General features: G+C 69.5%; 3 protein-coding genes. 2 read left to right on the top strand and 1 reads right to left on the bottom strand.

Annotated features, from left to right (window positions below):
- Positions 1–67: 67 nt before the first annotated feature.
- Entirely contained in the window at positions 68–1,411 is a 1,344-nt protein-coding gene (locus ABCS02_RS30805; protein ID WP_345839520.1) for a zinc-dependent metalloprotease, read from the bottom strand.
- Positions 1,412–1,569: 158 nt separating this feature from the next.
- On the opposite strand from ABCS02_RS30805, the gene ABCS02_RS30800 reads away from it, so the two are divergent.
- Both ABCS02_RS30800 and ABCS02_RS30795 read left to right on the top strand, forming a co-directional pair.
- Entirely contained in the window at positions 1,570–2,709 is a 1,140-nt protein-coding gene (locus tag ABCS02_RS30800; protein WP_345839519.1) for a PDZ domain-containing protein, read from the top strand.
- A 121-nt stretch (positions 2,710–2,830) separates the two neighbouring features.
- A complete protein-coding gene (locus tag ABCS02_RS30795) occupies positions 2,831–5,818 on the top strand; it encodes a UPF0182 family protein (protein WP_345839518.1) in 2,988 nt (995 codons plus the stop codon).
- Positions 5,819–6,000 lie beyond the last annotated feature (182 nt).

Raw genomic sequence — 6,000 nt, 5'->3', positions numbered from 1 at the left:
CCCACCCCGGGTTTGTGGGGTTTTTTTGGGGGGGGTGCCCCCACCCCGCTGCGGAGACGCCCTGTGTTCAGTCCTCGGCGGGCCGGTCGCCGTCGCCGCGCAGCAGGTCCTCGATGGCCTGGTCCAGCTCGTCGCGCTCCGGCTCCTGGCCGGTGGCCGCGGCGGTGAGCCGGGCGACCAGGCGTGACGGGTCGTCCAGGTCTGCCGCCTGCGGGAGCAGGTCCGGGTGCGACCACAGCCGGTCGCGGGCCTCCTGGCCCACGGCGTCGGTCACGGCCTGCCACATGGCGGCGGCGTCGCGGAGCCGGCGCGGGCGCAGCTCCAGCCCGACCAGCGTCGCGAAGGCCGACTCGGCCGGCCCTCCCGCCGCGCGCCGGCGCCGCACCGTCTCGGCGATCGCGTCGGCTTTCGGCAGCAGCCGCGTGGCGCCGGCGGTGACCACGTCGACCCAGCCCTCGACCAGCGCGAGCACGGTCTCCAGGCGGCCGAGGGCCTCCTGCTGCTCCTCGGTCTTCGGCGGGATGAGCGCGCCCGAGACCATGGCCTCGCGCAGCTCCTCGGGGTTGGACGGGTCAAAGCTCTCGGCGAGTGACTCCAGCCGGTCGGTGTCGATCGTGATGCCGCGCGCGAACGCCGTGATCTGGGTGATGAGCTGCAGCCGCAGCCACTTCGCGTGCCGGAACAGCCGCGCGTGCGCGAGCTCGCGCACCGCGAGGTAGAGCTGCACCTGGTCGCTGGGGATGTCGAGCCCGTCGCCGAACTCGGCCACGTTCTGGGGGATGAGCGCCGCGGTGCCGTCGGCGAGCAGCGGGATGCCGATGTCGCCTCCCGAGACGACCTCCTTGGCCAGCTGCCCGACCACCTGGCCGAGCTGCATCGCGAACAGGGCGCCGCCGACCGAGCGCATGACCTGGCCGGCGTTCTGCATCATGCCCTGCATCTCCTCCGGCGCCTGCTCGGTGAGAACACGGGTGAGCGCGTCCGAGATGCTGAGCGCGACCGGCTCGGCGAGCTGGGTCCACAGCGGCATGGTCTGGCGTGCCCACTCGGCGCGGCCGATCAGCTCGGGCGGCGTCGAGAGGCCCGCCACGGTGGTGGCCTCGTCCAGCCAGAGCGCCGCGACGTGGAAGGCCTGGTCGAGGGAGGAGCGCTCGGCCGGGGTCACGGAGTGGGCGCCCTCGGAGGCGAGGGTGCGCGCCTGCTGGTCGGCCAGGTCCCAGTTGATGCCGCCGCCCGGGTTCATCAGGGCGTTCTGGAGCTGCCCCAGGAGCTGCTGGATGGCGGCCGGGTCGTTCGGGAGGCCGGCAGCGCCCGCGAGCTGGCTCGGGTCGATGGAGGAGTCACCGGACAGGAACTCCCGCAACATGTCCCGGAACTCGTCGTCCGGTTCCTTGTTCGGATCGTCGGCCATCTGGCTCGCCCCCGTCTCGATTGGTGTCGGCCGTGCGATTACGGCTTTCCAGGCTTGGCATCTACGCTAGCCCGAGATCACCGCGAGCCGGGTGAGAATCGGCTCGGGCGATGCCGTGGGCGGTGCGCCCGTGGCGAACACGACCGAAGGGACCGCGCGTGACCCTGTTCACCGACGACGACAGACCAGCGCCGCTCCCGGACGGCTCGCGGGTCGCGCCGTCGCGCCGGACGATCGTCGGCTGGGTGGCCATCGCCGTCGCCGTCGTGCTCGCCCTGGTCCTCGCGCTCGCGCCCGCGCCGTTCGTGATCGAGCAGCCCGGCCCGGTCTTCAACACGCTCGGCACCGACCAGGCCGTCGGGAGCGTCCCGTCCGGCGACGCCAAGCCGCTGATCAGCATCCCGGGCAAGACCACCTACCCGACCGGCGGCTCCCTCGACCTCCTCACCGTGTCGGTGGTCGGCAACCCCGACCAGAGCCCCAGCTGGCTGAGCATCCTCCAGGCCTGGTTCGACCCGAGCCGCGCCGTGACGCCGATCGACGAGGTGTTCCCGCCCGGGACGACAACGGAGCAGTCCAACGCCGCGAACGCGGCCCTGATGGTCGACTCCCAGCAGGACGCGATCGCCGCGGCGCTCAACCAGCTCGGCTACACCTTCCCGCAGGCGGTCGCGGTCAAGCAGCTCCTGCCCGGCACCCCCGCGGCGAAAGTGCTGAAGACGGGCGACGAGATCACCAGCGTCAACGGCGAGACCATCGAGAGCGTCGCCGCGCTGCGCAAGGCGGTCAACGCCAACGGCACGGGCAAGGCGGCCGAGATCGGCATCGTGCGCGACGGCGCGGCCTCCACGGTCTCGATCACGCCCACCGAGACGCAGGGCCAGGTCGTGCTCGGGATCGGCGCGGGCATGGACTACACCTTCCCGTTCGACGTGAACATCCAGCTCAACAACGTGGGCGGCCCGAGCGCCGGGCAGATGTTCGCGCTCGGGATCATCGACAAGCTGACGCCGGACAAGCTGAACGGCGGCAAGAGGATCGCCGGCACCGGCACGATCGACAACGTCGGCACGATCGGGGCGATCGGCGGCATCCGGCAGAAGATGTACGCCGCCCGCGACACCGGGGGAGCGAGCTACTTCCTCGCGCCCGCGTCGAACTGCGACGAGGTCACCGGGCACATCCCCGCCGGGCTGCACGTGTTCGCGGTCAAGACGCTGAAGGACTCGCTCGCGGTGCTCCAGGCGGTCAGGAGCGGGTCGAGCACGGCGAAGCTGCCGACCTGCCCGGCGTCCTGACCATCGATCGGGCGCTCGGCGCGCATCCCGGCTCTTCACCGCCGGGCCGCAGCATTCTCCAAGCGACGCCCGCCTAGGATGGACCTCTGAGTCACCCCACGAGGAGCACGAGGGCCCACACGTGAGTTCAACCGCCGCAGTTCGACCCCCTGGACGTCGCCGGGCCGCCATCTGGATCACCCTCGGGGTGGTCGTGGCGCTGGTGATCCTGTTCTTCGTCTTCGCCGGGCTGTACGCCGACATCCTCTGGTATCAGCAGCTCGGGTACCTCAACGTCCTGACCACGCAGTGGTTCGCGGGCGCGGCGATGTTCTTCATCGGGTTCTTCGCGATGGCGATCCCGCTGTGGCTGTCCATCCAGCTCGCCTACCGGCTGCGCCCGGTCTACGCGAAGCTCAACACGCAGCTCGACCGCTACCAGCAGGTCATCGAGCCGCTGCGCCGGCTGGCGATGTACGGCATCCCGATCGTCTTCGGCATCTTCGCGGGCGTCTCGGCGGCCAGCCGCTGGCAGGCCGCCGCGATGTGGCTGAACGGCACGTCGTACGGCAAGACCGACCCGCTGTTCCACCTCGACATCGGCTTCTACCTCTTCGCGCTGCCGTTCTACCGCAGCGCCGTTGGCTTCGCCTCGGCCGTCGTGCTGATCGCGCTGCTGGCCACGCTCGCCACCTGCTACCTGTACGGCAGCATCCGGGTCAGCGGCAGGGAGGTCCGCATCTCGAAGGCCGCGCGCGTCCAGATCTCGGTCATCGCCGGGCTCTACCTGCTGCTCCAGGGCATCAGCATCTGGCTCGACCGCTACGCCGCCGTGACCGACTCGAACGTCAACGACATGGTCAACGGCGCCGCGTACACCGACGTCAACGCGACCATCCCGGCCCGCGCCGTGCTCGCGGGGATCGCGGTGCTCGTCGCCATCATGTTCTTCGCGACCGCGTTCATCGGGCGCTGGCGCTTCCCGCTCGTCGGCACCGCGCTGCTCATCGTCGCCGCGCTCGTCGTCGGCGCGATCTACCCGTGGATCGTCCAGCGCTTCCAGGTCGACCCGAGCCAGAAGACGCTGGAGACGCCGTACATCCAGCGGTCGATCGACGCCACGCGCGACGCGTACGGGCTGAGCAACATCGACGTCATCCCCTACGACGCGACGACCAACGCCCAGCCGGGCGCACTCCGCCAGGACGCCCAGACCACCGCTCAGATCCGCATCATGGACCCGGCGGTCATCAGCCCGTCGTTCCAGCAGCTCCAGCAGTTCCGGCAGTACTACGCGTTCCCGCGCAACCTCAACGTCGACCGGTACCAGATCAACGGCAACGAGCAGGACGCCGTGGTCTCGGTCCGCGAGCTCAACCAGTCCGGCCTCACCAGCCGGAGCTGGTTCAACGACACCGTCGTCTACACCCACGGCTACGGCATGGTCGCCGCCTACGGCAACCAGCGCTCCAGCGACGGCCAGCCGGTGTTCCTGGAGTCGGGCATCCCCAGCTCCGGCACCCTCGGCCAGTACGAGCCGCGCGTCTACTTCGGCCAGCAGTCGCCCACATACTCCATCGTCGGCGCGCCGAAGGGCTCCAAGTCGGTCGAGCTGGACTACCCCGGCGGCGCCGACAACGCGCAGCAGACCTACACGACGTTCAGCGGCAACGGCGGCCCGAAGCTCGACAACGTGTTCAAGCGGCTTGTCTACGCGCTCAAGTTCCAGGACGAGCAGATCGTGCTCTCCGACGCCGTCAACAGCGACTCGCAGATCCTGTACGACCGTGACCCGATCAAGCGCGTCCAGAAGGTCGCGCCGTACCTCACGCTCGACTCCCAGGCCTACCCGGCGGTGATCGACGGCCGCATCAAGTGGGTCATCGACGGCTACACGACCAGCGACCAGTACCCGTACTCGCACGTCGGCAGCCTGAGCGACGCCATCGCGGACACCGAGACGCCGAAGCCGGCCTACGCCTTCGACGACATCAACTACATCCGCAACTCGGTCAAGGCCACGGTCGACGCCTACGACGGCTCCGTGCAGCTCTACGCGTGGGACGCCAACGACCCGGTGCTGAAGACCTGGGAGAAGGTCTTCCCGACCACGGTCAAGCCGGTCAGCGACATGAGCGCCCAGCTCCTCAGTCACGTCCGCTACCCGTCCGACCTGTTCAAGGTGCAGCGCGCGGTGCTCGGGCAGTACCACGTGACCGACGCGGGCTCCTTCTACTCCCGCGACGACGCCTGGACGACGCCGAACGACCCGACGTCGTCGCCGTCGGACCCGACGCTGCAGCCTCCGTACTACCTGACGCTGCAGATGCCGGGGCAGGAGACGCCGTCGTTCTCGCTCTACTCGACCTTCATCCCGCAGGCCGCCAGCGATTCCAGTCGCTCGATCCTCAAGGGCTATCTGGCGGTCGATGCCGACGCGGGCTCGACGAAGGGCAAAGTGTCGTCCGGCTACGGCAAGCTCAGACTCCTGTCGTTGCCATCGAGCGACACCATACCCGGGCCGGGTCAGGTGCAGAACAACTTCAACTCCGACCCGACCGTCTCGCAAGAGCTCAACCTGCTCAGGCAGGGCAAGACCGACGTGATCAACGGCAACCTGCTGACGCTGCCGGTCGGTGGCGGCCTGCTCTACGTCCAGCCGGTCTACGTGAAGTCGACGGGGGAGACGAGCTACCCGATCCTGCAGAAGGTGCTCGTCGCCTTCGGTGACAAGATCGCGTTCGAGGACACGCTCGACCAGGCCCTGGACTCCCTGTTCGGTGGCGACTCGGGAGCGAGCGCGGGCGACAACAATGTCCCGACGACGGGTGGCGGCGGCTCGTCCGGCGGCGGATCGAGCGGCACAGGCTCCGGCACGGGCTCCGGCTCGGGGTCGACCAGCGTGAACAACGCCGCTCTGCAGCAGGCGCTGCAGCAGGCGAAGCAGGCGCTCGCCGACCGGCAGGCCGCGCTCAAGGCCGGCGACTGGGCCGCCTACGGCGCCGCGGACGCCCGACTGCAGCAGGCGCTCCAGCAGGCGCTGGCCGCCGAGGGCAACTCCGGCACCGTCACGACCCCGCCCTCGACTCCGAAGGCGTCGACGACTCCGACGCCGACGCCGTCGAAGTAGGCCGGTTCCGGCGCGACGCGAACGACCCGCATCCGTGAAGGGTGCGGGTCGTTCCGTATGCTCGGGGACTGTACGAAGTGCGGACGTGCCGTCTGCGAAAGGTCGCATCATCCTCAGAATTTCCGGGCGGAACCCTTGCGCCGACTTTGATTGTCTACTTTACTAACAAACATGCTCACTGA

Source organism: Microbacterium sp. X-17, assembly GCF_039615055.1.
This window is presented reverse-complemented; position numbering and strand designations above follow the sequence as displayed.

Excerpts from the sequence above, each read along its gene's own strand:
- ABCS02_RS30805 (WP_345839520.1), bottom strand. The coding sequence starts at position 1,411 with ATGGCCGACGATCCGAACAAGGAACCGGACGACGAGTTCCGGGACATG.